Annotated in this window: 21 protein-coding genes and 1 riboswitch; of the genes, 7 read left to right on the forward strand and 14 right to left on the reverse strand. The window is 73.1% G+C overall.

Features of this window, described 5'->3' with window-relative positions; all coding sequences use genetic code 11:
• Positions 1–236: 236 nt before the first annotated feature.
• From U874_RS0110260 to ubiE, 3 genes are all read right to left on the reverse strand, one after another.
• The gene (locus tag U874_RS0110260) at positions 237–1,610 is read right to left on the reverse strand and encodes an FAD-dependent oxidoreductase (RefSeq protein ID WP_025134451.1); all 1,374 of its coding nucleotides are present in this window, start codon (positions 1,608–1,610) and stop codon (positions 237–239) included.
• Positions 1,611–1,701: 91 nt separating this feature from the next.
• Positions 1,702–2,715 carry a polyprenyl synthetase family protein gene (locus tag U874_RS0110265; protein WP_051582878.1) on the reverse strand — a complete coding sequence of 338 codons (1,014 nt, stop codon included), beginning with the start codon at positions 2,713–2,715 and terminating at the stop codon, positions 1,702–1,704.
• A 41-nt stretch (positions 2,716–2,756) separates the two neighbouring features.
• A complete protein-coding gene (gene ubiE / locus U874_RS0110270) occupies positions 2,757–3,764 on the reverse strand; it encodes a bifunctional demethylmenaquinone methyltransferase/2-methoxy-6-polyprenyl-1,4-benzoquinol methylase UbiE (RefSeq protein ID WP_025134453.1) in 1,008 nt (335 codons plus the stop codon).
• Between the two features lie 92 nt (positions 3,765–3,856).
• Here ubiE and U874_RS0110275 point away from each other — a divergent pair, with 92 nt between their 5' ends.
• Positions 3,857–5,152, forward strand: coding sequence for an isochorismate synthase MenF (locus tag U874_RS0110275; protein ID WP_025134454.1), 1,296 nt, complete (start codon positions 3,857–3,859; stop codon positions 5,150–5,152).
• 42 nt (positions 5,153–5,194) lie between these two features.
• Here the strand turns inward: U874_RS0110275 and U874_RS0110280 are convergent, their stop codons facing one another.
• The 3 genes from U874_RS0110280 to U874_RS15815 form a co-directional block, all read right to left on the reverse strand.
• Positions 5,195–6,067: a phosphate--nucleotide phosphotransferase gene (locus U874_RS0110280; RefSeq protein WP_025134455.1), complete on the reverse strand. Its 873-nt coding sequence runs from the start codon at positions 6,065–6,067 to the stop codon at positions 5,195–5,197.
• 54 nt (positions 6,068–6,121) lie between these two features.
• The gene (menD, locus tag U874_RS0110285) at positions 6,122–7,924 is read right to left on the reverse strand and encodes a 2-succinyl-5-enolpyruvyl-6-hydroxy-3-cyclohexene-1-carboxylic-acid synthase (protein ID WP_029988202.1); all 1,803 of its coding nucleotides are present in this window, start codon (positions 7,922–7,924) and stop codon (positions 6,122–6,124) included.
• Positions 7,925–8,004: 80 nt separating this feature from the next.
• Positions 8,005–8,562: a PLD nuclease N-terminal domain-containing protein gene (locus U874_RS15815; protein ID WP_025134457.1), complete on the reverse strand. Its 558-nt coding sequence runs from the start codon at positions 8,560–8,562 to the stop codon at positions 8,005–8,007.
• 95 nt (positions 8,563–8,657) lie between these two features.
• Between U874_RS15815 and U874_RS15145 the strand changes: the two genes are divergently transcribed.
• Entirely contained in the window at positions 8,658–9,083 is a 426-nt protein-coding gene (locus tag U874_RS15145; protein WP_025134458.1) for a DUF4229 domain-containing protein, read from the forward strand.
• Between the two features lie 376 nt (positions 9,084–9,459).
• On the opposite strand, the gene U874_RS0110300 is transcribed toward U874_RS15145, so the two are convergent.
• The 3 genes from U874_RS0110300 to U874_RS0110310 are packed head-to-tail and all read right to left on the reverse strand — an operon-like array spanning position 9,460 to position 12,307.
• Positions 9,460–10,302, reverse strand: coding sequence for an ABC transporter ATP-binding protein (locus U874_RS0110300; RefSeq protein ID WP_025134459.1), 843 nt, complete (start codon positions 10,300–10,302; stop codon positions 9,460–9,462).
• Positions 10,299–11,234 (reverse strand): ABC transporter permease, encoded by a 936-nt coding sequence (locus U874_RS0110305; protein ID WP_232755910.1) that lies wholly within the window; start codon positions 11,232–11,234, stop codon positions 10,299–10,301. Before U874_RS0110305 ends, U874_RS0110300 begins: the two co-directional genes overlap by 4 nt.
• Positions 11,231–12,307 (reverse strand): ABC transporter substrate-binding protein, encoded by a 1,077-nt coding sequence (locus U874_RS0110310; protein ID WP_036058082.1) that lies wholly within the window; start codon positions 12,305–12,307, stop codon positions 11,231–11,233. Before U874_RS0110310 ends, U874_RS0110305 begins: the two co-directional genes overlap by 4 nt.
• A gap of 30 nt (positions 12,308–12,337) precedes the next feature.
• A riboswitch (TPP riboswitch) is annotated at positions 12,338–12,447 on the reverse strand.
• Positions 12,448–12,502: 55 nt separating this feature from the next.
• Here U874_RS0110310 and U874_RS0110315 point away from each other — a divergent pair.
• Complete coding sequence (locus U874_RS0110315; RefSeq protein ID WP_025134462.1) at positions 12,503–13,201, forward strand: YkoF family thiamine/hydroxymethylpyrimidine-binding protein; 699 nt, start codon at positions 12,503–12,505, stop codon at positions 13,199–13,201.
• 80 nt (positions 13,202–13,281) lie between these two features.
• On the opposite strand, the gene U874_RS0110320 is transcribed toward U874_RS0110315, so the two are convergent.
• Together U874_RS0110320 and U874_RS0110325 are read right to left on the reverse strand one after the other, a co-directional pair.
• Entirely contained in the window at positions 13,282–15,099 is a 1,818-nt protein-coding gene (locus U874_RS0110320) for an ABC transporter ATP-binding protein (protein WP_025134463.1), read from the reverse strand.
• Positions 15,096–16,952, reverse strand: a complete 1,857-nt coding sequence (locus U874_RS0110325) for an ABC transporter ATP-binding protein (RefSeq protein ID WP_025134464.1) — start codon at positions 16,950–16,952, stop codon at positions 15,096–15,098. Before U874_RS0110325 ends, U874_RS0110320 begins: the two co-directional genes overlap by 4 nt.
• Before the next feature lie 267 nt (positions 16,953–17,219).
• Here U874_RS0110325 and U874_RS0110330 point away from each other — a divergent pair, with 267 nt between their 5' ends.
• The 3 genes from U874_RS0110330 (at position 17,220) to U874_RS14355 (ending at position 21,002) form a co-directional block, all read left to right on the forward strand.
• Positions 17,220–18,581 carry a sensor histidine kinase gene (locus U874_RS0110330; RefSeq protein ID WP_025134465.1) on the forward strand — a complete coding sequence of 454 codons (1,362 nt, stop codon included), beginning with the start codon at positions 17,220–17,222 and terminating at the stop codon, positions 18,579–18,581.
• Complete coding sequence (locus U874_RS0110335; protein ID WP_025134466.1) at positions 18,578–19,249, forward strand: response regulator transcription factor; 672 nt, start codon at positions 18,578–18,580, stop codon at positions 19,247–19,249. Before U874_RS0110330 ends, U874_RS0110335 begins: the two co-directional genes overlap by 4 nt.
• Before the next feature lie 277 nt (positions 19,250–19,526).
• Positions 19,527–21,002, forward strand: a complete 1,476-nt coding sequence (locus U874_RS14355) for an acyltransferase (RefSeq protein WP_025134467.1) — start codon at positions 19,527–19,529, stop codon at positions 21,000–21,002.
• Positions 21,003–21,039: 37 nt separating this feature from the next.
• Here the strand turns inward: U874_RS14355 and U874_RS0110345 are convergent, their stop codons facing one another.
• The 3 genes from U874_RS0110345 to U874_RS0110355 all read right to left on the reverse strand — a co-directional run bounded on the left by U874_RS0110345 (position 21,040) and on the right by U874_RS0110355 (position 24,089).
• Positions 21,040–21,996, reverse strand: a complete 957-nt coding sequence (locus tag U874_RS0110345) for a 1,4-dihydroxy-2-naphthoate polyprenyltransferase (protein WP_025134468.1) — start codon at positions 21,994–21,996, stop codon at positions 21,040–21,042.
• A complete protein-coding gene (locus U874_RS0110350; protein WP_232755911.1) occupies positions 21,993–23,219 on the reverse strand; it encodes an AMP-binding protein in 1,227 nt (408 codons plus the stop codon). Before U874_RS0110350 ends, U874_RS0110345 begins: the two co-directional genes overlap by 4 nt.
• Positions 23,220–23,333: 114 nt before the next feature.
• Entirely contained in the window at positions 23,334–24,089 is a 756-nt protein-coding gene (locus U874_RS0110355; RefSeq protein WP_029988214.1) for an IclR family transcriptional regulator, read from the reverse strand.
• 100 nt (positions 24,090–24,189) lie between these two features.
• Between U874_RS0110355 and U874_RS0110360 the strand changes: the two genes are divergently transcribed.
• Entirely contained in the window at positions 24,190–26,430 is a 2,241-nt protein-coding gene (locus U874_RS0110360) for a malate synthase G (protein ID WP_025134469.1), read from the forward strand.
• Positions 26,431–26,504 lie beyond the last annotated feature (74 nt).

Consider the following 26,504-nt stretch of genomic DNA (forward strand, 5'->3'; position numbering starts at 1 on the left):
GCGGGGCCGCGGGGGTTTCGCGCTCCGTGTCTCACCTCGGGGCACCGAATCTCGACCTGCGCGCGCCGGACCTCGCTGCACGCACCAATCCTCGGAGAAGTCAGAAATCTCGGAGGCTTCCCGGGGAAACCCTCCGAGATTTCTGATTTCTCCGAGGAAAACGGTGCGGAGCTCGCTCACGACACGTCACGGCACCGAGGAAAACGGTGCGGAGCTCGCGCCCCGCACCCTCGCGACTACTCCGCGCGGGAGATGCGCGTCATGTCGTCGCGCGGCACCACCTTGATGCGCGTGCGGCCCGCCTTCTCGCCGAGGGCGAGCTCGTGCTCGTCGAGCCGGTGCCAGCCCTCGATCGTCGTGTAGGGCACCTCGCGCTCGTGCAGGAGCGCGGGGATCGCCTCGCTGTCCTCGACGGCGGGCTGCCACCAGCTGCTCTGGTCCTCGATGAGGCACTCGAGCGTCTCCATCGCGTCCGACTTCGTGTGGCCGATGAGCCCGATCGGGCCGCGCTTGATCCACCCGGTCGCGTAGATGCCGGGGATCTGGCGCCCCTCGAGATCCTGCACGCGGCCCTGGGCGTTCGGGATCACGCCCTTCGCGTCGTCGAACGGGATCTCGTCGAGCGGCGACCCGAAGTAGCCGATCGCGCGGTAGAGCGACTGCATCGGGATGATCTCGAACTCGCCCGTGTCGATCGCGCCGCCCTCGCCGTCGGGCGCCGTGCGCTCGATCTTGAGGCCCGCGACGCGGCCGTCCTCGACGACCACCTCGACCGGCTTCGACCAGAAGTGCATGTGGAGGCGGCGGGAGGCGCGCTCGCCGCTCTCCTCGCGCTCGCGCTGCTCCTGGCGCCACTTGTCCATGACGCGGGTCATCACGGTGACCTGCTTGTTCTTCGCGAGCACCTCGTCCGCGTAGGCGTCGGGGAGGTCGAAGTCGCGCTCGTCCACGACCATGTCGACGTCGCGCACCTCGCCGAGCTCGCGCAGCTCGAGCGGCGTGAACTTCACGTACTTCGGGCCGCGACGGCCGAAGAGGTGGAGCTCCTGGATCGGGTTCTCCTTGAGGCCCTGGTACACGTTCTCCGGGATCTCGGTGGGGAGGAGGTCGTCGGCGTGCTTGATCAGCATGCGCGAAATGTCGAGCGCGACGTTGCCGTTGCCGATCACACCCACCTCGGCGGCCTCGAGCGGCCAGGTGCGCGGCACGTCGGGGTGGCCGTCGAACCAGCTGACGAAGTCGGCGGCTCCGTAGGAGCCCTCGGCCTCGATGCCCGGGATGTTGAGCCCGGCGTCGCGGATCGCGCCCGTCGAGAAGATGACCGCGTTGTAGTGCTGCTTCAGGTCCTCGAGCGTGATGTCCTGGCCGTAGCGGACGTTGCCAAAGTAGCGGATCTGACCGCTGTCGAGCACGTCGCGGAGCGCAGTGATGATGCCCTTGATGCGCGGGTGATCGGGCGAGACGCCGTAGCGCACGAGCCCGTACGGGGCGGGAAGCTGCTCGAAGAGGTCGATCTCCACCTCGAAGTCGCGTTCCGCTTTCAGCATCAGGTCCGCCGCGTAGATCCCGGCGGGGCCGGCCCCGACAATCGCCAATCGCATCTTGCTCATCGCATTCCTACTTCCAGTCTGCCGCGAACGGTATCCTCCGCCGGGCGCCTCACTTGGTACGGGGCACCCCGGGATCGGGGTGCGTCCCTGGCTATCCCTCGCGGGAAACGATCGAATCGGCCATGCGCTCGAGCGCGCGCTTGACCGGGGACTTCGGCAGCGGATCGAGCGCCGTCACGGCCTCGGCGGCCCAGCGCCGGGCAGTCGCCTCGGTCTCGCGGGTCACCTCGTGCGCGCGGAGCGCCTCGACCGCGGAGTCGAGCACGGAGGCATCGGCCCCGGCCTCGATGTCGCGGACGCCAGCCTCGATCTGCGCGAGGAGCTCGGCGTCAGCGCCGCCCGCCTGCGCGGCGCGCTGCTGCAGGAGGAGGAGCGGCAGCGTGGCGACGCCGGCGCGCAGGTCGGTGCCCGCGCGCTTCCCTGTCTGCTCCTTCTGCGGGGACAGATCGATCACGTCGTCGATCAGCTGGAACGCGACGCCGATGCGCTCGCCGTACTCGGTCACGGGATCCGCGTACTCCTGCGGAGCCTCGCCGAACATCACGCCCATGCGCGCGGCGGTCGCGATGAGCGCACCGGTCTTGTCCGCGAGCACCTGGATGTAGTGCGCGATCGGCTCGTCCTCCGGCTGCGGGCCGACGGTCTCGTGGAGCTGGCCGAGGCACAGCCGCTCGAACGTCTCGGCCTGGAGCAGGATCGCTTCCTCACCCATGCCCGACACGAGCGACGAGGCGCGCGCGAACAGCAGGTCGCCCGCGAGGATCGCCACGGAGTTCGACCACACGGTCTGAGCGGCGGGAACGCCGCGCCGCAGCTTCGCATCGTCCATGACATCGTCGTGGTACAGCGAGGCGAGGTGGGTCATCTCGACCGCCTGCGCCGCGCGCCGCACGAGCTCATTGGGGCCGGTGCCGAGCTCGCTCGTGAGGAGCGTGAGCATGGGCCGGATCCGCTTGCCCCCGGCGCTCATCAGGTAGCGGGCGGGTGCGTCGGCGACCGGGGAGGCGAAGCGCAGGTGCTCGATCAGCCCCGCCTCGATCAGCTCGAGCTGCTCCTGCAGCTGCTTCGCGTGGCGGCGGTCCTGCGCACCACGGAACAGCCGCATCGGCAGCGCCTGGGTGGCGGTGTCTTCTGCGATGGGACGGTTCACTGCTCGCCTCCGGAGGCCTCGGTCGTCGTGGTGGGCTGCTGCGCCGCGGGTTTCTTCGCCGCAGGCTTCTTCGCGGCCGGCTGCTTCGCGGATGCGGTCGATGCGGCCGGCTTCGCAGCGGCAGGCTTCTTCGCGGATGCCGCGGACTTCGCGTCGGCGGGCTTTGCCGTAGCCGACTTCTTCGCGGCGGGCGGCTTCGCAGCGGCCGGCTTCTTCGCGGCGGCCGGCTTCGCAGCGGCGGGCTTCTTCGCGGCTGGCTTCTTCGCGGCCGCGGCGGCGGGCTTCGCGGGCGCCTCGCGCGGCACGAAGCCGCGGTGCAGCGCGACGATCCCGAAGGTCAGATTGCGGTACGCCACGCGCTCGAACCCGGCCTCGCGCAGCCAGGCGGCGAGCTCATCCTGATCCGGCCACTGCTCGATCGACTCGTTGAGGTAGCGGTAGGCGCCGGCCGCCTCGCGGTTGATCGCGCCCGCGATGCGCGGGAGCACGTGGCGGCCGTAGAAGGTGTAGGGGCCGCGCACGAGCGCGGCGGGGGGCGTCGAGAACTCGGCGATGACCACGCGGCCGCCTGGCTTCACGACACGGCGCATCTCGGCGAGCGCCGCGCGCGGATCGTGCACGTTGCGGAGGCCGTACGAGATCGTCGCGGCGTCGAAGCTGTCGTCCTCGAAGGGCAGCGCCGTCGCGTCGGCGTGCACGAACTCGATGAGCGCGTTGCCCGCGTGGCGCTTGCGCCCCTCCGCGAGCATCCCCTCGGAGAAGTCCGCGGCGACGACGTTCGCGCCGTGCGCGGCGAGAGCCGCCGACGAGGTGCCGGTGCCCGCGGCGAGATCGAGGATCCGCATGCCCTTCCGCGGGCCGATCGCCTTCGTCGTCGCGATGCGCCACAGTCGATCGTTGCCGACCGTGAGGACGTCGTTGATGAGGTCATAGCGGGGCGAGACCTCGTCAAACATCGAGGAGACGTCGGCGGCGTGCTTGGTCGCGGTGTCGGGTCGAGTCACCCCACCATCGTATCCCGTTGCGGCTGAACATCTGATGGTGCGCCTTCCGCACGCTGAACCCCCGGCTCAGGCCGGAGGGGTAGATTGAGGGGGTGACGAGTGAACCCGCTGTGCCCCGCCTCCGCGCGACCACGCGACCCCTCGCCGAACGCCCGGATCTGCTCGCGCTCACCGATCCCGCGGCCCCGCTCGTCTGGCTCCGCGGGGATCGCGGCTGCGTTGGCCTGGGCGAGACCCTGCGGCTCGCCTTCCGCGGCCCCGAGCGCTTCGCGGAGGCCGCGGCGAGCTGGCGCGCGGTCGCCGAGCACGCGACGATCGATGATCCCGTGCAGCTCCCCGGCTCCGGACTCGTCGCACTCGGCACCTTCGCCTTCGACGACGCGAGCGCGGCGGAGAGCGTGCTGATCGTGCCCCGCATCCTCGTCGCGCGGCACCGGGACCAGTGGTGGATCACGGAGACCGTCCTCGACGCCGAAGCTTCGAATCGGGATCCCGAGCTTCCCACCGCGTCCCCCGCGGGCGCGTGGCCCGGCCTCGAGCTCGCCCCGCGCCGCGGCCCCGGTGCGGATGCGCCGGATCCCGTCGCCGCCTACCTCGCCGGTGTCACCGAGTCGGTGCGCCGCATCGAGGCGGGAGCGGCAGAGAAGATCGTGCTCGCCCGCCAGATCGCGGGCGAGCTGCCCGCGGGCGCGGATCTGCGGGTGCCCCTCGGGCGCCTTGCCGAGCGCTACCTCGACTGCTGGACGTTCGCGGTCGACGGGATGCTCGGCGCGAGCCCCGAGACCCTCATCCGCTCCACCGCCGGGGCCGTCTCGGCGCGCGTCCTCGCCGGGACGCGCGCGCGGCACGCGGACGAGCCCGTGCGCGATGCGCAGGCGCGCGATGAGCTCCTCACGAGCGACAAGGAGCAGCACGAGCACGCGTTCGCGGTGCAGAGCGTCGTCACGGCGCTCGCGCCCTACGTGCAGGATCTCCGCACGAGCGAGGAGCCCTTCCCGCTCCGCCTGCCGAACGTGTGGCACCTCGCCACCGACCTCGGCGCCGCCCTCGGGGAGCGCAGCTCGGCGATCGAGCTCGTGGGAGCCCTGCACCCGACGGCCGCCGTCGCCGGCACCCCGACCGCCGACGCGGTTGCCGCGATCGCCGAGCTCGAGCCCTTCGACCGCGGCCGCTACTCGGGCGCCGTCGGCTGGATCGACGCGGCGGGCGATGGCGAGTGGGTCATCGCGCTCCGCTGCGCACAGCTCGGCGAGGCGGATCCCGAGACCGGCGCGCGCACGCTCACGGCGAGCGCGGGCGGCGGGATCGTCGTCGGCTCCGATCCCGAGCACGAGTTCGGAGAGACCGTTTCGAAGTTCCGCCCGATCACGGAGGCGTTCGCCCGCTAGCTGCTCAGCGGCGGGCGCACACGGGCGCCGACTCCCGAGCGCTCAGGCGGGCCAGCGCAGCCCCGCGGACGCGGCGAGGCGCGCCTGCTCGGCGGCGACGTCGAAGCCGGCGGGCGGCCACTCGGGCGCAAGCGCAGCAAGCTCGCCGATCACGATGCGCTGCACCGCTGCCCGCGCGTACCACTTCGCGTCCGCGGGGACGACATACCAGGGCGCGTGCGGGGCGTCGGTGCGCGCGATCGCGATCTCGAAGGCCGTCATGTACTCCGCCCAGCGCTCCCGCTCATCGATGTCGCCCGGCTCGTACTTCCAGTGCTTCGCGGGATCCGCGAGCCGGTCCGCAAGCCGGCGGGCCTGCTCCTCGGGGGACACATGGAGCATGATCTTCACGATCCGCACCCCGTCGTCCGCGAGCCGGCGCTCAAACTCGACGATCGCCCCGTAGCGGCGCTCGATCTCCTCGGGCGGCGCGAACGCGCGCACCCGCTGAATGAGCACATCCTCGTAGTGGGATCGGTCGAAGACCCCGATCACGCCGGGGCCGGGCACGCGCGGCTCGATCCGCCAGAGGAAGTCGTGGGCTCGTTCCTCCTCGCTCGGGGCCCTGAACGCCGCGAGCGCGAGCCCGTACGGCTCGACCTGCGCGAAGACGTGGTTGACGATCCCGCCCTTCCCGGCGGCGTCCATCGCCTGGAGCACCACGAGCACGCGCTCGCGGCTGCCCGCGCGGCTCTGGGCGAAGAGCCGCTCCTGCAGTTCGCGGAGCTCCTGCGCAGACTCGGCGAGCTCCGTGCGCCCGGAGCTCTTTCCCGCGGTCGTGCCGGGGGTCGCGGCGGGATCGATCCCGCGCAACGAGAACGGGCTCCCTGCGCGGAGGAGCGGAGCAACATCGGCGTCCCAGAACTGCGTCGTCATACGGCCTCCCCGATCAGTGCTCCCCACTGTAGGGGGTGGCGGCGCCGCGCGCGATCAGTCTCGGTCGAGCGGCACCTCGATGATGCCCGGGCCCGTCACGGGTTCCGTGAGTAGCCGCTCGAGCTCGCTCCGCGTCTCGACTCTGCGGTAGTCCCAGCCGTACGCCACGGCGAGCGGCTCGAGGGCCACGCGGTGCGGGGTGCGCATCACGCGCTCGAACGCGTCCGGCGCGGCGGCCCCGGCCACCTCGAGCCCGTCGAAGATCGTGCCGCCGCCATCGTTGCCGACGAAGAGCTGTACCCGCAGCGGGGCCTCGGCCGGAGGGAGCAGCAGGGATCCCACGTCGTGGAGGAGCGCGAGGTCGCCGATCAGCACGCGCGTCACGCCCGCGGCGGCCGTTCCCTCGGGATCGGCCTGGCTCGCGGCGGCCACGCCCAGCGCGGTCGCGATCGTCCCGTCGATCCCGGCGAGGCCGCGGTTCGCGTGGACGCCGAGCTTCCGCCCGGGAGCGAGCCCGTCGAGCACGCGCACGAGGCGCGAGGCGGCGACCACGAGCCGATCGTGCGGCCAGGATCCGCGCCACACGGCCTCCGCGAGCAGCTCCCGCGTCACGGGCTCGCGCATCGCGGCGACCTCGGCGCGCGCGTATGCGCTGCGCTCCTTGTAGCCCGCCGCGGTCGCGGCGGAGAGGTTGGGGGCGTGCACGGTGGTGCGATCCCGCTGGATCTCCCGGTCCGCGACCACCCAGGATCCGAGCCAGCGATGCAGCGTGCGCGGATCGAAGTCGGCGGCTGCGCGCGCGCCGCGCACGACGGTCGCCCGGCGCCCCGGGTTCACATGCTCGACGCCGGGACCGGCGTGGGGATCGACGACGATCACGTCGACCGCCTCGCGGCGCAGCAGCGCGGTGGCCTGCCGGGTAAGCGTGGGGTGCCCGAACACGACGGCGCGCTCGACGAGCCCGCCGATCTCCGGGTCGTCGAGCAGCGTGGCGTAGCTCGCGATCGCCTCGCGCCCGTACCGCGCGCCACTCACCGCCTCGGCGAGAAGGGGCGCGCCGATCGCGCGGGCGAAGCTCTCCGCGGCCGGGCCGGCGTCGGCCCCCGCGAGCACGACCGTGCGGGCGTCACCCGCGTGGGTGTAGAGCTCCTCCTCGGCGAAGCCGGCGTGCGCGCGGAAGCCGCCGGGCACGGCCTGCGCTGCCGCGCTCGCGATCCCGAGCTCCCCGCTATCGCGCGCGGCGGCGGCCTCGGCGGCTGCGGCCTCGAATCCGCGGTCGATCATCGCCTCGAAGCCCGCGACGCCGGAGAGCGGCTCCCGGAACGACAGGTTGAGCTGCACGGGGCCCGCGGGGGCGGCGCCGAGGAAGCCCGTCGCCGCCGAAACGGCGCGGGCCGCGAGCTGCTGCGGATCGGTGGCCGCGCCGCGCGCGAGGTCGCCGTCCGGGCCGAGCCCGGGGGCGGGCACGTCGAGGCTGAGCCGGGCGGCCGGGCCGAGCACGCCGGCCTGCGTCGTGGTCTGGTTGCTGCGAATGCCGCGCAGCTCCGTCGGGCGGTCCGCCGTGAGCAGGATCATGGGGACGCGGCCCTCGTGCGCTTCGAGCGCGGCCGGCAACAGGTTCGCGACGGCGGTGCCGCTCGTCACGATCACGGGCGCGGGGAGCCCCGTCTCGCGGGCGACGCCGAGGGCGAAGAACGCGGCCGAGCGCTCGTCCACGCGCACGTGGAGGCGGATCGCGCCGACCCGCTCAGCGGCGGCAGCGGCGAGCGCGAGGGCCTGCGAGCGGGATCCCGGGCACACGACCACGTCGCGCACCCCGAGGCGGATGAGCTCGCCCAGCAGCTCGACGGCGAAGATCGAGGCGGGCGCGGGCTGCGGCTGCGGCTGCGGCTGCGGCTGCGGCTGCGGCTGCGGCTGCGGCGAGGGTACCTGCGCGCTCACGGGCGCGACGAATCCCCGTCGGCGCGCGGGCCGGCGTCGCGGCGGCGCTCCTCGGGCCCGCCGGGTGCGGCCGTGCCGGAGCTGCCGGATCCGGAGCTGCCGGATCCGGAGCTGCTGCTGTCCGCTGCGGGGTCCGCGCCGTCCGCGTTCGCGGCGCCGGATCCGGTCGCACCGTATCCCGCGGCCGGGGCGTCCCCTGCCTCGGTTCCCGTCTCGCCACCCCGCAGTTCCTCGCCGGGGAAGGTCTCCTCGTCGAGTTCGCGCAGCCGCGCCTCGAGGTCGCGCATATGGGTATCGAGATCGTCCGAGGACATGCGGGTGCCACTGAAGCGCGGGTCGTCATCGGGTGCCGCGGGACGTGCCGCGGGGACCGCACCCTTGCCGATCACGAACCACAGAATCCCGCCGATCACCGGGAGCAGGACGATCAGCACGACCCACACCGGCTTCGCCACACCGCGGGCGCGTGAGCCGTCCGTCATCGCCGCGTCGACCAGCGAGTACAGCGTGAAGGCCACCGCGATGACGATACCGATAATCCCGAACCGCACCATACCCCTATGCTACCCGCCCCGCATCACACCGGCCTGGGCGCGTGACCGAATCGCGGCTCAGGATCGCCGCAGACAGGCCGGGTAGACTCGGCGCCGTGAAGAACCCCCGCACCGCCTGGATCGTGTACACCGTGCTGCGTCTCGTCTTTTTCGCAGCCCCGTTCGCGGTGCTCTTCCTGATGGGGATCAAGCCGTGGCTCGCGGCGATCTTCGCGGCGCTGATCGGCGTCTCGCTCTCGATCATCTTCCTCTCCAAGCCGCGCGAGAAGGCCTCGGAGAGCATCTACGACTGGCGCAACCGTGACCGGACGCCGGACAGCATCGCCGAGGACGAGGCGATGGACGCCGCCGAGGCGCCTGCGGCTGAGGCTGCGGTTCCCGCTGCTGACGCTCCTGCGGCTGAATCTGTGGCTCCTGCCGCTGAGGCTCCTGCGTCTGAGGTTCCTACGTCTGAGGCTCCTGCAGTTGAGCCCGTTCTCGCAGCCGACACGGCTGACGCGGGCAAGACCGCCCAGCAGTAACGCGCCCCGCCGGCGCGGCTCTCGGTTCCGCTGTTTCTCGGTTCCGCTGCTCTTCCCTGCTCGGACCGATTCGGGGCCGCCTCGATAGACCCCGAACCTGGCCTCTCGCGTCTCGACTTCCCCTCCCCTTTCTCCTTCTCTCTCGGAGAAATCCCGAATCTCGGAGATTCTGCGGGCGCAGCGTCCGAGATTTCAGATTTCTCCGAGGAAACGCACGCCGAGCGCACCCGAGCCGAGCGAGCTGCGCCCGCCCGCCCCACCGTTTCCGCAGGAGAAATCGCGAATCTCGGAGATTCTGAGGGCGCAGCGTCCGAGATTTCAGATTTCTCCGAGGAAAGAGGGGAGCCCGGCCCAACCGGCCCCAGCTCAAGTCGACTCAGGCGCGAGCCGCCACCATAAGGGCATGCAGGCGCGCCTCGAGCGGGGGCACCCGCCCGTCAAGCAGGAAGCCGTCGCCGCGCGGGATGTCGCGCGGCACGGGGACGTCGCCCGCGATCCGGCCCGCGCGCTGCGGGAGCACGAGCACACGGTCGCTCAGCCGCACCGCCTCGCGGATATCGTGGGTGATCAGGAGAATACTCCAGCCGTGCGCAGCCCAGATGTCGAGGAGCCAGCGCTGCAGCTCGTCGCGGGTGATCGCGTCGAGAGCGCCGAACGGCTCGTCGAGCAGCAGCACGGGCTTGCCCTGCACCACGGTGCGCAGGAAGGAGACCCGCTGCCGCATCCCGCCGGAGAGCTGGCGCGGGTAGCGCGCCTCCGTTCCGGCGAGACCGAACGGAGCGAAGAGCTCTGCCGCGCGCTCCCGGGCGGCGCGCCTCGGCACACCCGCGACCTCCAGGCCGATGCACGCGTTGTCGAGGATGCGGCGCCACGGAAGGAGCACGTCCCGCTGCGGCATGAACGCGAACGGCCGGTCCCGTCCGCCCGCGGCGGGGGCCACCGGCTCCCCGCCGTAGCGGATCTCCCCAGTGTCGGGGCGCAGCGCCCCGGTGAGGAGCGAGAGCAGCGTCGATTTGCCGGATCCGCTCGCGCCGACGAGCGAGACGATCTCCCCCGCACCGACCGTGAGCGAAACGTCGGCGAGAACGGGGTGATCGCCGAAGGACTTCCCGATCCCGCGCAGTTCCAGCGCGGCACCGGCCTGGGGCGCGGCACCGGCCCGGGGCGCGGCACCAAAACGGGGCGCAGGATCAGCTCGCACCTCAGCGCCCCCGTTCATCGGGCCCGCCCCTGCTCGATGCGCAGCCAGGGCACCGCGATGCGCTCGATGAGGATCACGAGCCCGAACAGCGCGAGCGTGACGAGCGAGGACACCGTGACCGCGGCGAGCACCAGGTCGGTGCGGAAGACGTGCTTGGCCGACTGCATGTAGACCCCCAGCCCGGACACCGCCCCCGCATACTCCGCGAAGATCGCACCGACCACGGCGTAGGTGATCGAGATGCGCAGTGCAGAGAAGAAGGACGGGATCCCCGCGGGGAGCCGCACGAAGCGGAAGAGCTGCCACCGCGTCGCCCCCATGGAACAAAGGAGCGCCTCAGCGTCGGGGTCCGCCTCCGCGTAGCCGCGGAGGAGGCCGACGACCATGGGGAAGAAGGTCACGAAGGCCACGAGCAGCACCTTCGGGAGGAAACCGAAGCCGAACCACAGCACCACGAGCGGGGCGAGGGCAATGAGCGGCAGCGTCTGGCTCACGACGAGGAGCGGGAGCAGCGCGCGGCGCAGCAGCGGCGAGAAGTCGAGGAGTGAGGCGACCACGAAGGCGACCACGACCGAGAGCGAGAAGCCGGTGAGCGTCGCGGTGACCGTGGTGAGCGCGTGGCGCAGCAGCGCGTCGCGCTCGGCGAGTCCGGATTCGAGGATACGGGTGGGGGCGGGGAGCATGTCTGGCGGCACGAGGCCGGCCGTCGTGGCGCTCTGCCACACGACGAGCAGCAGTGCGAACGCGAGGAGCGGCGGGAGCACGCGGCCGAGCGCGCGGCCGGCGGCCGCGAAACCGCCGCCCACGCCGCCGCCACCCACGGCGCCGCCACCCACGGCGCCGCCACCCACGGCGCCGCCACCCACGGCGCCGCCGCCCGCAGACGCGCGGGCGCCAGCAGACTCGCGGGCACCTGCGGGCGCGCCGACCGCGGCCCCCACCTCATTCACCCGCGCAGCTCGGCGTAGTACTCGGACCAGTCCGGCTCCTCGGTGACGGGCTTCCCCTCGGAGTCCGTGAGGAAACCGCCGTCGAAGAGGAACGCGCCGAAGGCGTCCCACGCGGCGGGATCCACGGCGCCGATCTCCCGCCCCTTCGCCACAAGGTAGCCGTCCTCCGCCATGAGCTTCGCGCTGCGGCGCACGAGCTCCTCGGCCGTGCCCAGGGTGTCCGGGTTCGCCGCGATCAGGATGTCGGCCGCGCGCTCCGGGTCCTCGGCCGCGAGCGCGTAGCCTCGGGCGACGGCCTCGACGAAGGCGCGCGCCTCCTTCGGGTGCGCGTCGAGGTAGGCGTCGCTCGAGATGATGCCGGTCGACTGCTGCTCGGGCACCCCGAAGTCCTGGTAGCGCCAGGCGCGGTAGGGGTGGCCATCGATCTCCATCTGCAGGTTCTCCCACGTCGCGACCGAGAGCGTGAAGTCGATGCGGCCCTGCGACAGCGCCTCGTACGCGCCCGTGTCGAGCACGACCTCCTCGAACTCGCCGGAGCCACCGTCGCCCTGGATGGTGGTCTGCGCGAGCGCGCCGAAGAGAGGCGCCCCGAAACCGCCGAACACGAGCCCGTCGAGATCCTTCGGGCGCGTGAGGTCGTCGCGCGAGCCGAGCACCACGAGGCGGCCCGTGTCGGTCTGGGTGACGCTGTACACGGAGACCACGTCGAGCCCCGAGGTCCGCGCCATCTGCACGCCCGACTGGCCGCCGATGCCGAAGTCGGCCTCGCCCGCGGAGACGAGCTGGCTCGCCGGCGTCGAGCCGTAGGGCAGGATCTCGACGTCGAGGCCGGCATCGGCGAAGAAGCCCTCGGCCTCGGCGACGTAGACGCCGATGTGGTTCGTGTTGGGCGCCCAGTCGAGCGCGAAGCGCACGGGCGCGCCGGCGCCCGAGTCCGAGCCCGCGGTGTCGGTGCCGGATCCGGATGCCCCGGGTGCGGCGCAGCCGACGAGCGCGAGCGCTCCGGCCGCGAGAGCCGCTGCCGCGGCGATCAGACGGCGTGCGGGTGGGCGTGAGTGGGTATGGTGACGCAAGAGCGTGCCCTTTCATTCGTTGAGGGGCACGGGTGATGAAGAGTGTCTCCCTGCGCTGGCATGATCCAGATCAGGTTCGACGGTCGAAGGTTGATGACCTTCCTCTCAGCCCGGCCTACCGGACTCCCGTGTGCCCATCACCGTAGCAGAATTCCGGATCGCGGAATGCATACGGAATCTCCTAGGGTGGGGGCCATGACCCTCGCCAGCGACACCAGCGCCCCGGACACCGCCGCACCCGACACCTCCGCACCCGACACCGCCCCCGCGCCCAGCAGCACCGCAGCCGGCGCCGAGATGACCCCGCAGCAGTACGGGGTGGGCGCGCGCTTCACGCTCTCCGTGTACGACTCGGAGTACGTGCGGATCATCCTCGACGCCCTCGCGGAGGCCGACCGCTCGGGCCTCACAATCGAGACGAACGACATCTCGACGTTCGTCGGCGGCACGGAGCAGCGCGTGCTCGAGTTCCTGAGCGCGGTGATCGCGGCGGCCGCGGCGAGCGGCGCCCACCTCTCCGCGGCGATCCTGCTCTCTCGCGGGTGCCCCGGCGAGCTCGCCTGCGCACTCCCGGCAGGGGTCCCCGCCCTCGGCGCGGCCCCCGTCGCGCTCCCCCGGACGGGCGTGCGCGCCCGCGCGCACTGGTCGCTCTACCCGCTGCTCGACGGCGGCAGCACGGGCGACCACATGTCGCCGATCTACACGGCGATCGAGGAGGCGAAGGCGGCCGGGGTCTACTCGGGATCCGACCACTTCGCGACCCGCCTCGACGGCGACCTCGCGTCGGTGCTCGAGACCGCGGCGAACGGCTGGATCGGGGTGGGTGGTGTCGTGCAGCACGTCACCACCCACCTCACGGTGTCGCTCAACAGCCCGACGCAGATCGCGGACTGAGCCGGCGGGCAGCAGGTCCGCGGGCAGCAGGCCGGCCGCCAACGTTCAGCCGGTGCCCGGCCCGCCCGGGCCGGCGCGCTCTACGCCTGCGAGGCTTCCCACCCCGCGTTGAGCGCCGCGTAGCGCCCGCCCGCGGCGATCAGCTCGGCCGGGCTGCCGTCCTCGACGACGCGGCCGTGCTCCATGACGAGCACGCGGTCCGCGATCGCGACGGTCGACAGCCGGTGCGCGATGATGATCGCGGTGCGGTCGGCCAGCAGCCGCTGCAGCGCCTCCTGCACGAGCCGCTCGCTCGGCAGGTCGAGCGAGGCCGTGGCCTCGTCGAGGATCAGCACGCGCGGGTCGGCGAGGAACGCGCGCGCGAACGAGATCAGCTGCCGCTGGCCGGCGGAGACGCGGCCGCCGCGCTTGTTCACGTCGGTGTCGTAGCCGTCGGGCAGCGCCTCGATGAATGCGTCGGCGCCCACGGCCCGGGCGGCCGCGCGGATCTCCTCCGCGCTCGCGCCGGGCCGGCCGAGCGCGATGTTGTCGGCCACCGTGCCGCTGAAGAGGTACGCCTCCTGCGTCACCATGACGATCGCGCGCCGCAGGTCGGCCGGATCGAGCTCGCGCAGATCGACGCCGTCGAGCGACACGACCCCGGTGGTGGGGTCGTAGAAGCGCGCGACGAGCTTCGCGAGCGTCGACTTGCCCGCCCCCGTCGTGCCGACGAGCGCGACCGTCTGCCCGGCCGGGATCACGAGCTCGCAGTCGGCGAGCACGGTGCGGCCGCCGCCGTAGCCGAAGCTCACCCCGGCGAACTCGAGCTCGCCGCGGGCGGCGGGGAGCGCCGTCGGCGTCTCGGGATCCCGCACCGTCGGCGCCTCTTCGAGCACGCCCGAGACCTTCTCGAGCGCGGCGGTGGCCGACTGGTAGGAGTTCAGGAACATCGCCACCTCCTCGATCGGGCCGAAGAAGTTCCGCACGTACAGCACGGCGGCGAGCAGCACGCCGATGGCGAGCGCCCCGTCGGCGACCCGGAGTGCGCCCCAGAGCAAGACGACGCCGATCGTCACGTTCGCGAGCAGGATCAGGCCGGGATCCAGCACCCCGAAGAGCCGGAACACCCGCAGGTTCGCCCGCCGGTAGTCCTCCGCGACGCGGCCGAACTCGACCCGGTTGCGGCGCTCCCGCCGGAACGCCTGCACCGCGCGGATGCCCGTCATCGTCTCGACGAACTGCACGATCAGGCGCGCGCTCACCACGCGGGTGGAGCGGAAGCCCTTCTGCGACTCGACCACGAACCAGCGCATCAGGATGACGAGTGGGATGCCCATGCCGAGCAGGATCAGGCCGCTGCGCCAGTCGATGAGGAACAGCATGATGAGCGTGAAGCTGCCGATGAGGATCGCGTCGATCAGCTCGTTCAGGCTGCCGTCGAGGAGCTCCTGGATCGACTCGAGGTCGCTCGTCTGCCGGGCGATGATCCGACCGGAGGTGTAGCCCTCGTGGAACTCGAGGCTCAGGCGCTGGGTGTGCCGGAAGATCCGGATCCGCAGCTCCATCATCACGGCCTGCGTGAGGCGCGCGATGAGCACGATGTACCAGCCGACGAGCAGCGAGCCGAGCGCGCCGGTCACGAGGAACGCGACCCCGATCCCGATCGCCGGGCCCCAGTCGCCCTGCTGCACGGCGCGGGGCAGCGCCTCGTCGATGCCGAACGCGATGAGCGTGGGGCCCACCGCGCGCGCCGCCGTCGAGACGACGATCACGATCGCGGTGAGGGCGATCAGGCCCTTGAGCGGGCGGAGGATCGAGCCGAGCAGGCGCAGCGAGCGGCGGCGGATCGCGCGGCTCTCCTCGCGGGTGTACTGGTCGCGGTCTTCGCCGCTCGTGCCGTGCACGCTTGCGGGGCTCATGCGCGGTCCTCCTCTCGGGTCTCCGGTGTCGAGGCGATCAGGTGCCGGTAGTGCGCGCTCTCGCGCAGAAGCTCGGTGTGCGTGCCGATCGCCACGATCCTGCCGTCGCGGAGCACCGCGACCCGGTCGGCCATCGAGACGGTCGAGGGGCGGTGCGCCACGATGAGCGCGGTCGTGCCGTCGAGCACGCGGCGAAGCGCCGCCTCGACGAGCGCTTCCGTGTCGACGTCGAGCGCCGACAGCGGGTCGTCGAGCACGAGCACATCGGGCGCCGCAGCGACCACCCGCGCGAGCGCGAGGCGCTGGCGTTGGCCACCCGAGAGCGAGAGCCCTTCCTCGCCCACCTCGGTGTCGAGGCCGTCGGGCAGCTCGTAGGCGAAGCCGGCCTGGGCGACCTCGAGCGCCTCGGCCAGCACGGCCTCGGCCTCGGGGCTGGCGGGATCCAGGTCGTCGCGGCCGAGCAGCACGTTCTCGCGCACGGACGCCGAGAACAGGATCGGTTCCTCGAAGGCGACGCCGATGCGGCGACGCAGCTCCTCGAGCCGCAGCTGCCGCACGTCGACCCCGTCGAGCTCGACGGCGCCGCTCGTCACGTCGAAGAGGCGCGTGGGCAGCGTGGTCATGGTCGTCTTGCCGCTGCCCGTCGCACCGACGAGCGCGAGCGTCTCGCCCGGGCGCAGCGCGAGGTCGACCCCGTCGAGCAGCGCCGGCTCGCTCGCCGCCGCGTCGGGATAGCGGAACGTCACGTCGCGGAACACGAGCTCACCGCGCGGCTCGACGATCGTGCGCGGCTCGGCGGGATCCTCGATCGTGATGGGCGCGTCGAACACCTCGAAGATGCGATCGGTCGCGGTGCGGGTGTCGACGAGGAACGAGTAGAGGTACCCGAGCGACGACATCGGCCACTGCAGCGCCGCGGCCATCGCGAAGAACGCGACGAGCTCGCCCACCGTGAGCAGGTCGTGCGCCGCGAGCCACACGCCCGTGATGAAACAGGCGCCGAGCGCGAGGATCGGCACGAGCTCGTGCCAGAACCAGAGCGCGCCCACCTCCTTCGCCTTCCGCAGCTCGGTCTCCCGGAGCGTCTCTGCGCGGCTCCGGAACTGGCCGAGCGCGTGGCCGCCGCGGCCGAAGGCCTTGAGCACGCGGATGCCGTGCACGCTCTCCTCGACGGCCGTCGCGAGATCACCCGCCTGGTCCTGGCTGCGCCGCGAGAGCACGCCGTAGCGCTGCTCGAAGCTGAAGCCCACGATCCACACGGGGATCGAGCAGATCACGAACACGGTGCCGAGGGCCCAGTGCCAGCGGAACAGCAGCGCGGCGCCGATCACGATGGTGAGCAGGTTGATGAGCAGCAGGATCAGGCCGAAGGCGAGCCAGCGGCGGATCGTGCCGATGTCCTGCATCATGCGGCTGAGGAGCTGGCCCGACTGCCAGCGGTCGTGGAACGCGACCGGGAGACGCTGCAGGCGGTCGTAAAACGCCTGGCGGATCCGGTACTCGATGCCCGTGGAGGGCGCGAGCACGAAGCGCCTGCGCAGGAACACCATGAGCGCCTCGAGCACGCCGAGACCGAGGACCGCGAGCGTCGCGCCGACGATCTGGCCGCGGTCGCCCGTGAGGATCGGCCCGTCGACCGCCCACTGGAGCACGAGCGGGATGAGGAGGCTCGCCACGGCGGCGCCGAGCCCGACGAGCGCGCCGCCGATGAGGCGCGGCAGCGCGGGCCGCGCGAACGGGAAGAGGCGCGCCAGCGCGCGGGGCGTGGAGAGCCGGGGCCGCGCGTCTGCGGTCGCGGCTGTGGAGGAGGGGGTGGCGTCGTCTGCGGGCGACGCGGAAGCGTGAGAAGTCATGATCCCTGATCGAAGAAGCGCGCGCGAGGGGCGCGGGAGGGGCTGAGTGCGGAGCGGCGGCCGAGCGCGTGGCGGGCCGCGGGGAACCTAATGTCCGGTCAGCGGGGTGCCCGGACGAGCAAGATCTGTCGCGGTGATGATTGTCGCCATGATCTGCTCCTTTCCGGGTCTTCGGGGATACCGGATCTCACCCTATCCGGCCGGACGAGCGGCGCGCAAGCACGAGTTCTCGGGGGATCCGCGCGGCGCGGGCAGTAGCCTGGGCGCATGACCGCCCGCCGCTCCCCCTGGCTGTGGGGCGCCGCGACGCTGCTCGCGATCGCCCTGCTCGCGGTCTCCGGCGCGCTCGGCGTCACCGTCTACCGCATGCCGGTCCTCGAAAGCCTGCTCCTCGCCGCCACCCAGTCCGCGGGGCTGCTGCTCGCGGTGCGCTTCCCGCGGTGGGGCGTCACGGTGCTCACGATCGCCGTGACCTCGGTGCTCACCGTCGCGCAGCCCACGGCCGTCGCACCCTGGCCGATGCCCGTCGCCTCGCTGCTCGCGCTGCTCGCGGGCTGGGCCGCCGCCGCGCTGCAGGGCCGCTGGCTCGCCGCCGCGGTGAGCGCCGCGCTGATCGGGATCGGCGCGAGCGGGGTGGCATCCGGCTTCGGCAATGAGCTGCCGGGCGGCCCCGTCATCGCGAACCTCATCGTGCTGCTCGCGCTCGCGACGATCGTCATCGGCACGGCAACGCTCGTGCGCGCCGTGCGGGCCGCGCGCGGGGAGCTGGCCGCCGCGCGGGAGGTCTCGGAGCTCGAGCTCGCCCGGCGCCAGATCGCCGAGGAGCGCACCCGGATCGCCCGCGAGATGCACGACGTCGTGGCCCACGGCATGTCCGTGATCCAGGTGCAGGCCGCGAGCGCGCGCTACCGCTTCTCGGGCCTCGACGACGCCGTCGCCGACGAGTTCGACGAGCTCGCCGCGACCGCCCGCACCGCGCTCGGGGAGATGCGCGCGCTGCTCGGCGTGCTGCGCGCGGACGACGGCGCCGAGCACGCGCCCCAGCCCGGGCTGGCCGAGCTGCCGGAGCTCGCCGCGCGCTCGCGCGCCGCACTCGACGACCGCCTGCCCGCGGCGGCCCGCGCGCGCGTCGATCCGATCGTGGCGCTCGCGGCCTACCGCGTGGCGCAGGAGTCGCTCGGCAATGCGGCGAGGCACGCCGCGGGCGCTCCCGTCCGGGTGACGCTCGACGCGGACGGCGGCGGGCTCGCGCTGAGCGTCGAGAACGCGGCGCCGCCCGCGGGATCCGCCGTCCGAGTCCCCGCGCCGGATACGAGCGGCCACGGCATCCGCGGCATGCGCGAGCGCGTGACGGCGCTCGGAGGCACGCTCGACGCCGGCCCCGCGGCGGACGGCGGTTTCCGCGTGACGGCCCGGCTCCCGTTCGCGCCCGGCGCTGCGCTGCCCGGTGCGGTGGCTCCCGGTGCTGCGCTGCCCTCCGCAGCGCCGCCCGCCGCGCTGCCGTCCGGTGCTCTGCCGCCCGGTCCCGGTCCCGGCCCCGATCCCGATCCCACCCCCGCTCCGACCCGTCCGGCGTCCGCGCCACGAGGCCGCGGAGCCCGCTTCGTTCGAAGGAGTCGCCGCTCATGACGGTGTCCGTGCTCATCGCCGACGACCAGGCCATGGTGCGCGCCGGCTTCGCCGCGATCCTGGATGCGCAACCCGGCATCTCGGTCGTGGGGCAGGCCGCCGGCGGCGCCGAGGCCGTCGAACTCGCGCGCCGGCTGCGCCCCGACGTGGTGCTCATGGACGTGCGCATGCCGAATATGAACGGGATCGAGGCCACCCGCGAGCTCATGGATCCGCCCGCCCGGGTCGAGCACGTGCCGCGGGTGATCATCCTCACCACCTTCGATATCGACGAGTACGTGCACGAGGCGCTCGGCGCGGGCGCGAGCGGGTTCCTCCTCAAGGACGCCCCGCCCGCCGACCTCGTGAACGCCGTCCGCGTGGTGGCGGCGGGCGACGCGCTCCTCGCACCGAGCGTCACGCGGCGCCTGCTCGAACGCTTCGCCGCCCAGCGGCCCCCGCGCGACACCCACGCGCTGCGCCTCGCCGAGCTGACCGAGCGGGAGCGCGAGATCCTCGTGCGGATCGGGCGCGGGCGTGCGAACGCGGAGATCGCGGCCGAGCTCTTCATCGCCGAGCAGACCGTGAAGTCGCACGTGACCAGGATATTTACGAAGCTCGCGCTCCGCGACCGCGTGCAGGCCGTGATCCTGGCCTACGACGCGGGCCTCGTCGAGCCCGACCGCTAGCCCCCGCTCCCGGTTCCCCCGCTCCGGCTCCGCCTCCCGGCCCCGGCTCCCACCAGTTCGGGTCGAGTTTGATCCGGTATCGGGGCCGCATACCGGATCAAACTCGACGCGATTTGCTGCGGCGGGGCGCGGAGGAGGGGCGGCGGGGCACAGGGCACGGGCACGCGGGGAGGCTCCGCCCCATACCCCGGTAGGGGGTCGAAAGCGCACCCCGGGGTGATGCCCCCGCACGCTCTCGCACGGGATCGTTCTTCCAGCACCCTGGAAGGACCCGCGCATGACCCTCGTCTCCCCCGCACCCCGCCGCCCCTCGCACCGGCCCGCCGCGCACCCCGCGACACGCTCGACGCCCGGCACCACGCTCCCCGGCACCACGCTCCCCGGCACCACGCTCCCCGGCACCCCAACCCCGCACCCCGCCGGCGCGACAGCCCCGGGAACCACAGCCCCCGGCACCACGCTCCCCGGCCGCGATCGCGCCGTCGATCTGGTGCGGGCCGCGTGCCTCGTCGCCGTCGTCGCGATGCACGCGCTCATGGTCGGGATCGGCATCCGCGACGGCGAGGTCGTCCTCGAGAACGCCCTCGAGTCCTGGGGCGGCTTCACGGTCTTCTCGTGGGTCACCCAAATGATGCCGCTGTTCTTCATCCTGGGCGGCTTCGCCTCGGCGACCCAGCTGCGCCGCGGGCGGGCCCGGGGCGTCAGCACGGCCGCCTACCTCGGCACGCGCATGCGGCGCCTCCTCCCCGTGCCGCTCGCCGCGGCCATCGCGGTCGTCGCGACGCTCACGTCCCTCAGTGCGGCGGGGCTCCCGCCCGAGCTCGTCGGCGAGGCCGGCTGGCGCATCAGCCAGCCGCTCTGGTTCCTCGGCGTCTACGTGCTCTGCACCGCGTGCGCGCCGCTCTGCCTGCGCCTGCACGAGCGCACCCCCGCCGCGGCGCTCGTCGCGCTCGGGATCGGGATCGTCGCGGTCGACGCCGTCCGCGCCGCGAGCGGGGTCGAGGCGATCGGCTTCGTGAATCTGCTCCTCGTGTGGCTCTTCGCGCAGCAGCTGGGGTTCTGGCTGGCCGACGGGCGCGCGCCCTCGCTGCGGGTCACGGGGTGGGCGATCGCGGGGATTGCGGCGCTCGTGCTCCTCGGACTGAGCCCGGCGAACCTCTACGCGGCGCTCAACCCGCCGACCGCGGCGCTCGCGCTGCTCGGCGTCGCGCAGCTCGCGCTCTTCGCCCGCATCCGCCCGATGCTCGCGGCGTGGGCGGAGAGCCCGCGGGTGCGGCGGTGCTCCGACGCCCTCAACGGCGCCGCGATGACGATCTACGCGTGGCACATGCCCGTCGTCGTGCTGCTCGCGGGCGCCACACTGGCCGTGGGCTCGCTCGGCGGCGGCGCGGCGGCGCTCATCCCCGAGCCGCTCTCGGCCGCCTGGTGGCTCGGCCGGCCGGCCTGGCTCCTCGCGGCGGGGCTCGCGGTGGCCGCCGTCGTCCCCGCCGTGCGGCGCTGGGAGCGGCGCCCCGCCGCCGGGTCGGGCGGCGCGAACGACGTGCGGGCCGCCGGCCGCTCAGATCTCACGGGCGGCGGGTCACCGCGACCCTGGCGCGTTGCGGCCGCCGTGCTCTGCGGGGCGGGCGGGGTGCTCGCCGTGCTCGCCGGGGGCGGCGCGCTCTGGGCGTGGGCGCTGGGCGCGATCCTCCTCGCCGCGGGCTCGCGGAGCGCTGCTGCGCCCCGGGCCGCGCACTCGGTCACCGCCCCGTGACCACGGGAGCGGAGGCCGGCAGCCGGATCGGCCGCGGTTAGAACGCGAAGGCGACGCCGAGCAGCACGCCGTAGACGAGGCCCGCGAAGCTCGTGAGCTGCAGCACGAGGATGAGCTCCTTCGGCGTCTTCGCGGTGAGCACGATCACGATGCACGGCGCGACGATGAGCAGCACCAGCCACACGAGCACCATGCCCGGGTAGACGAAGCCGAACACGGCGGGCACGACGAACGGCAGCAGGAGGCAGACCACGAAGAGGATCCGCGAAGCGCGGTCGCCGATCCGCACCGCGAGCGTCTTCTTGCCCGCGAGCCGGTCCGTGGGGATGTCGCGGATGTTGTTCACGATCAGCACGGCGACCGCGAAGAACCCGACGCCGGCGCCCGCGAACCAGACCTCTTGCGTCTGCACGTCGCTCTGCAGCCACACGGTGCCGACCGTGGCCACGAGGCCGAAGAAGATGAACACGACGAGCTCGCCGAGCCCCGCGTAGCCGTAGGGCCGCTTCCCGCCCGTGTAGAACCAAGCCGCGACGATGGCCACCGCGCCGAGCGCGAGGAACCACCAGCGGCCGCTCAGGGCCACCGCGACGAGGCCCGCGACGGCCGCAAGCCCGAAGAAGACGAGCGCCGTGATGAGCACGTGCTTCGGGTTCACGAGCCCGGATCCCGTGAGCCTGGCCGGGCCGACGCGGAACTCGTCGGTGCCCCGCACGCCGTCGGAGTAGTCGTTCGCGTAGTTCACGCCGATCTGCAGGAACACGGCGACGGCGAGCGCGAGCAGCGTGAGCGGCCACGAGAAGCCGTGCACCATGTGCGCGATGCCGGCGCCGGCCGCGACGGGCGCGACCGCGAGCGGCAGGGTGCGCAGCCGGGCGCCGCCCACCCAGTTCCGCCAGGTGATGCGCGGCTCACCACCCGCCGCGACGCGCTGCTCCGCCGCCGCGCGCACCGCGGGGTTACCCGATTTCCGCCGATCCTTCGCCTGGTTCACGCGTGTTCCTCTCCTGCCGCGCGCCGCGTCTCTCGGAAGCTGTCGCGCACTCGTGCAATCCACTCGCCGAGCGCGGCGAGATCGGGTTTTCCGCCCGCGAGCCGCGGGATCGTCTCCGTCTCGGTGACCCACTCGGGCACCGCGGCGACCCCGAGGCTGGCCCGCACGGCCTCGCGCACCTCGTCGAACGCGAGCCGTTCCTGCGCGCCGGGCGGCAGGATCGGGGCGACGAGCGTGACGCGCTCCCCCCACTCGGGGTGCGGTGCGGCGAGCGCGACCGCCCCGTCCCAGCCGGTCAGCTCACGGACGACGCGTTCGACCTCGTCGAGCGAGACGTTGATGCCACCCGAGATGAGCACACGGTCGATCCGGCCCGTGACGGTCAGCATGCCGCCGAGCAGTTCGCCGGCGTCGCCCGTGCGGTACCAGCGCGTCTCGCGGCCATCCCGGCCCGTGTCGGTCACGAAGGCCGCCGCCGTGAGCTCGGGATCTCCGATGTAGCCGAGCGCCAGCGTGGCCCCGGCGAGCTGCACCTCGCCCGCGCGGATGCGCACGCGGGTGTCGCCGATCTCCACGCCGTCGTAGACGCAGCCGCCCGCCGTCTCCGTCATACCGTAGCTGCGTTTCAGCGTGACGCCGAGCTCGTGGCAGCGCTGGCGGAGCGCGAGGGAGACGGCCTGCCCGCCGACGAGCACGGCGTCGAATCTGCGGAGCGTTTCGGCGGCGGCGGGATCCTCTGCTGCGCGGTCGAGGAGGCGGGTGAGCTGCACGGGCACGAGCGACACGTAGCGCCGCTCGGCGGTCATCGTCTCAGCCGCGGCGAGGAGCGCGGCCGGGTCGAAGGAGCCGTCGACGAACACGGGGTCGATGCCGCTGCGCGCGCTGCGGACGAGCATCTGGATGCCGGAGATGAGGTGAGTGGGGAGCGCGACGAGCCACTGGCCGGGGCCGCCGAACGCCTCGTGGGTCGCGTCAGCGCTCGCGATGAGCGCCGCGGCCGAGAGCGCGACGGCTTTCGGGATCCCGCTCGAGCCCGAGGTCCGCACCACGAGCGCGGTGCCCGCGGGGAGGGGGGCGTCGTGCAGTTCGCGCACCACCGCGTCGTCGGTGCCCGGGGGAACGGGCAGCACGGGGGCGCCGCCCGAGAGCGCGTCCTGCAGCGCGGCCACGAGCCAGGCACGATCGTCGGTGGGGATGGCGCGGAGTCCGGTGGGCGAAGTCACGCCTCCAGGGTACTCGGGGTCCCGTTCCCTCTGCGATTCGGCCACGACCCGGCACCCGTAGCGGCGGTGCACCGCAGTGCGGTGCACCGCCGCGCCTCGGCGAGAGCGCCGCGCCTAGGCGAGCTCCTGCGCCGCCCGCGTGAGCTCGGTCACTGCCCGCTCGACGATCGCATCGGTCATGCGCGCATTCGGTCCCGAGATCGACAGCGCTGCAGGCGGCACCGCGCCGGGCACGGCCACCGCGATGCAGCGCACCCCGATCTCCTGCTCGCCATCGTCGATCGCGAAACCGCGCCGCCGCGTCTCGCGCAGGTCGGCGAGCAGCTCCTCCTCCGTCGTGAGGCTCGTGGGCGTGTAGGCGGGCATGCCCGTGCGGGACAGCAGTTCGCGCACCCGCCGCTCGGGCAGGGTGGCGAGCATCGCCTTGCCCACCCCGCTCGCGTGCGGCAGCACGCGGCGGCCCACCTCGGTGAACATGCGCATGCGGTGCCGCGAGGGCACCTGCGCGACGTAGGCCACGAGATCCCCGTCGAGCACCGCCAGGTTCGCGGTCTCCTGCGCCGCCTCCTCGAGCTGGATCAGCGCGCCGCGCGCCGACTCCGCGAGGGGCGGGGTCGCCCGCTCGCCGAGGCCGATGAGGCGCGGGCCGAGCGCGTAGTCCCGAGTCTCGAGCTGTCGCGCGACGCCGAGGTCGAGCAGCGTGCGGAGGAGGCGGTGCGCCGTCGGAACCGCGAGCCCCGTGCGCGCGGCGACCTCGGCGAGCGGGAGCGGGGTGTCGGCCGTCGCGAGCGCTTCGAGCAGGCTGAAGGCGCGCGCGACCGACTGCACCTGGCCGCCGCCGGAGGCGGGGACCGCGGATTCGGATCTCATGATTCCATCATACGGAACGAATACTCCAAATCGACAATCGTGCTCCTATCGTGGGCAGTGGCGCGAAGCAGCGCCCACCGCCCACAGCATTGGAGCTCGCATGACCGCTTACGCGTCCCGCGCCGACCTGTCCGTTGCCGAACCGATCCTCGCCTTCGCCGAGGAGAGCCTCGCGCACCACCGGATCGACCCCGACACGTTCTGGGCGGGGGTGAGCGGGATCATCCACGATCTCGGCCCGCGCAACGCCGAGCTGCTGCGCACCCGCGACGAGCTGCAGGAGCGCATCGACGCGTTCCACCGCGAGACGCCCGGGGCACCGGATCCCGAGCGCTACCGCGCGTTCCTCGAGGAGATCGGCTACCTCGCCCCCGAGCCCGGGCCCGTGCAGGCGACCACGACCGATGTCGCGCCCGAGATCGCCGAGCTCGCCGGCCCGCAGCTCGTGGTGCCGATCCTGAACGCGCGCTTCGCGCTGAACGCCGTGAACGCGCGCTGGGGATCCCTGTACGACGCGCTGTACGGAACCGACGCCATCCCGCAGGAGGGCGAGCTCGCCCCGGGCTCCGCCTACTCCCCCGCCCGCGGCGCCGCCGTGATCGCGCGCGGCCGCGAGCTGCTCGACACGATCGCGCCGCTCGTCTCCCTCGCCGACGGTTCGCCCGCCTCGCACCGCAATGCGACCGGCTACTCGGTGCGCGACGGCGAGCTGCGGGTCGCGCTCGGCGCCGGCGAGGCCCGGCCCGCGGATCCCGCCGCCTTCGCCGGATTCACCGGCGACGCCGCGTCGCCCGCATCGGTGCTCCTCGTGCACCACGGCCTCCACGCCGAGCTCGTGATCGACCGGGGCGGGCAGATCGGCGCGAGCGACGCCGCGGGCATCCAGGACATCGTGCTCGAAGCAGCCCTCACGACGATCATGGACCTCGAGGACTCGGTCGCCGCCGTCGACGCGGAGGACAAGGCGCTCGGCTACCGCAACTGGCGGGGCCTCATGGCGGGCACGCTCACGGAGGAGGTGTCGAAGGGCGGCCGCACCTTCACGCGAACCATGGCGGCCGACCGCTCGGTCACCACCCCCGACGGCGGCACGCGCACCCTGCCCGGCCGCTCGGTGCTCTTCGTGCGCAACGTGGGCCACCTCATGCTCGGCGACTCGATCCTCGACCGCGACGGCGCATGGACGCCCGAGGGCATCGTCGACGCGATCATGACGGCGCTCGGCTCGCTCGACGACATCCGCGGGGAGCAGGCGAACTCGCGCACCCCCTCGATGTACATCGTGAAGCCGAAGATGCACGGCCCCGCCGAGGCCGCCTTCACCGCTGAGCTGTTCGGCCGCGTCGAGGAGCTGCTCGGGCTCCCCGCCCGCACGATCAAGGTGGGGATCATGGACGAGGAGCGCCGCACCTCGGCGAACCTCGCGGCCACGATCGCCGCCGCGGCCGACCGCGTCGCGTTCATCAACACGGGCTTCCTCGACCGCACGGGCGACGAGATCCACACCTCGATGCACGCGGGTCCGTTCCTGCCGAAGGCCGCAATCCGCGCCGAGCCTTGGCTGCCCGCCTACGAGGCGCGCAACGTAACGATCGGGGTCGCGTGCGGCCTCGACGGCCACGCGCAGATCGGCAAGGGCATGTGGGCGATGCCCGATCTCATGGCGGCGATGCTCGAGCAGAAGATCGGGCACGTGCGCGCGGGCGCCTCGACGGCGTGGGTGCCCTCGCCCACGGCGGCGACGCTGCACGCGATCCACTACCACCTCGTCGACGCCTTCGCGGCGCGGACGGAGCTCGTCGTCGGCGCTGCCGCCGATCCGGAGGCGGCGGAGCGCGCGCTGCGGGACCTCCTCACGCTGCCGCTCGCGCAGCCGTCGGACCTCGACGCGGAGACCGTCGCGGCCGAACTGGAGAACAGCGCGCAGTCGATCCTCGGCTACGTGGTGCGGTGGATCGACCAGGGCGTCGGCTGCTCGAAGGTGCCCGACATCCACGACATCGGTCTCATGGAGGATCGGGCCACGCTCCGCATCTCGGCGCAGCTGCTCGCGAACTGGCTGCTCCACGGGGTCATCACCGAGGCAGAGGTCGACGCCGCGCTCACGCGCTGCGCCGCAGTGGTGGATCGCCAGAACGCGGCCGACGCGGCGTACGAGCCGCTGCTCGGCGCGGACGGGAGCACGCCCGGCATCGCCTTCACCGCGGCGCGGCGGCTGATCCTCGAGGGCGGCGCGCAGCCGAGCGGCTACACGGAGCCGCTGCTGCACGAACTGCGCCGCGCGAAGAAGGCGGAGCAGGCGGGCGAAGCGGCGCAGGCCCCGGAGCCCGCACTGGCGTAGCGGCCCGCGGGCTCCCGAGCGCACCCGCGGCCGGGAGCCCGAGCCCACCGCACGCGCACGTGGGGCCGCGCCGA

The organism is Leucobacter sp. PH1c (assembly GCF_000633415.1).
Classification (GTDB): Bacteria; Actinomycetota; Actinomycetes; order Actinomycetales; family Microbacteriaceae; genus Leucobacter.